Genomic DNA, 2,252 nt, shown 5'->3' on the forward strand with positions numbered 1-2,252 from the left:
CCGCCGTGCCCCCCGACGACCCCCGCCCGGTGCCGCCAGAGCGGCCCGGCGATGACGAGTGCTGCGGCTCCGGCTGCGATCCCTGCATCTTCGACTACTACTACCAGGAGATGGACCGCTACCGCGAGGAGCTGCGCGCCTGGGAAGCGCGCCAGGCGGCGCGCCATGCCGAGGATCCGGCAAATTGAGCGAGCCGCTGCAACCCCCGCACCCGACGTCCGCGCTGTTCGATTTCGTGCAGCGCCACCCGCGCCTGTTCGTGCTGACCGGCGCGGGCATCAGCACCGATTCCGGCATTCCCGGCTACCGTGACGCGCGCGGCCAGTGGCAGCGCTCGCAGCCGATCACGCTGCAGGCCTTCCTGGGCTCGCACGCGGGGCGCCAGCGCTACTGGGCGCGCAGCATGCTGGGCTGGCCGGTGGCGTGGCAGGCGCGGCCCAATGCCGCGCACCATGCGCTGTCGCGCCTTGGCGCGGGCCGGCTCACGGCGCTGGTCACGCAGAATGTCGACGGCCTGCACCAGCGCGCCGGCAGCGAGGGCGTGATCGAACTGCATGGCAGCCTGGCCAGTGCCATCTGCCTGGACTGTGGCACGCGCCATGACCGGGCCGGCCTGCAGGACTGGCTGCTGGCACAGAACGCCGCGCTGCGCGACGTGATCGCCGAGCCCGCCGCCGATGGCGACGTGCATTTCGAATCGCCGCTGTTCGCGCAGTTCCGCGTGCCCGAGTGCGGGCGCTGCGGCGGCATCCTCAAGCCGGACGTGGTGTTCTTCGGCGAATCCGTGCCGCGCCCGCGGGTCGATGCCGCCCGCGCGGCGCTGGAAGCAGCGGATGCCATGCTGGTGGTCGGTTCGTCGCTGATGGTCTATTCCGGCTACCGCTTCTGCGTCTGGGCCGGACAGATGGGCAAGCCCGTGGCCGCGCTCAACCTGGGCACCACGCGGGCGGACGCGATGCTGGCGCTGAAGGTGGAGGCCGGATGCGCGCCGACGCTGCAGGCGCTGGTGTCCCGGCTGGAGCAGCGCACAACAGAATCGCGTTGACGCGATGGCCGCACAGGCATAGCATCGCCGGACTACTTCTTCGAAGTCTTCAATTCCCACCATGACCGCAGACCGCCAACGCCCCGTCAACGCCGCGCCCCCGGGCCGCGCGTGGCCATGCGTGCGTCGCCAGCCTGCGTTCACATCTGTCGCGCCGCCGCCGCGCGGCTGACGGGCACGCCCCCCAGCCTCATTCGTCTCCGGTAGTCCCGCATCCGTGTGCCTGCGCGCACGGCAGCCGCACGCCTGCGCGTGCTGCCACCGTGCCATGGCCGCATGCGCGTCGCCGGAGCCTGCCAAGCTGACGACAGATGACATCCATGACAACCGACAAAGACTGCGCGGCGCAATTCGACGCCGCCGCCGGCACACGCGCCACCAACACCTCCGCCTGGGCCACGCCCCTCTTCGTGCTGCTGTGGAGCAGCGGCGCCATCGCCGCCCGGCTGGCCCTCGACCACGCCACGCCCTTCGCCTTGCTGACGCTGCGCTTCGCGCTGGTCTGCGCCGTGCTTGGCGCGATCGGCCTGGCCAGGCACCGCCTGCTGCCGCCGCGCGGCGAGCGGCTGTACACCGCCGTGACCGGCCTGCTGCTGATCGGCGGCTACTCCGTCTTTTACTTCCTTGCGCTCGACCACGGCATGACGCCCGGCGTGCTCGCCACCGTGCTCGGCGCCCAGCCGATGCTGACGCTGCTGCTGACCGAGCGGCGCTTCAGCGCCGCTCGCATGGCGGGCCTTGCCCTCGCGCTCGCCGGGCTGGCCATGGTGGTGGCAGACAGCCTGCTGCAGGCCAGGCTGTCGCTGGCAGGCGTGCTGTGCGCACTGGCCTCGCTCGCCAGCATGACCGTCGGCGCCATCCTGCAGAAGCGCATCACGCGTGCACCCGCGGAAGTGCTGCCGCTGCAGTACGGCGCGAGCCTCGCGGCCTGCCTGTTGTGCCTGCCGTTCCAGCCCTTCGCCTTCGATGCTTCGCTGGCGTTCGCTGCGCCGCTGCTGTGGCTGGCGCTGGTCATTTCAATCGGCGCGACGCTGCTGTTCTACCGTCTGATCCGCGCTGGCAACCTGGTCAACGTCACCAGCCTGTTCTACCTGGTGCCGGCGGGCACGGCGGTGCTCGACTACCTGCTGCTGGGCAACCGGATGGCGCCGCTGGCGATGGCCGGGATGGGTGCGGTGCTGGCGGGGTTGGGGGTGGTGTTCAGAGG

At 71.3% G+C, this 2,252-nt stretch carries 3 protein-coding genes; all 3 read left to right on the forward strand.

From position 1 onward, the window contains the following. Positions 1-188: oxidoreductase-like domain-containing protein (locus AC3WON_RS31040; protein WP_492353475.1), on the forward strand; the 188-nt coding region annotated here is incomplete at its 5' end. After that, positions 185-1,045, forward strand: coding sequence for an NAD-dependent protein deacetylase (locus AC3WON_RS31045; protein ID WP_492353476.1), 861 nt, complete (start codon positions 185-187; stop codon positions 1,043-1,045). The genes AC3WON_RS31040 and AC3WON_RS31045, both read left to right, overlap by 4 nt. Before the next feature lie 320 nt (positions 1,046-1,365). Beyond that, a partial coding sequence (locus AC3WON_RS31050; RefSeq protein WP_492353477.1) for a DMT family transporter occupies positions 1,366-2,252 on the forward strand: 887 nt, incomplete at its 3' end.

The sequence above is a fragment of the Cupriavidus sp. FW305-46 genome (assembly GCF_058787075.1).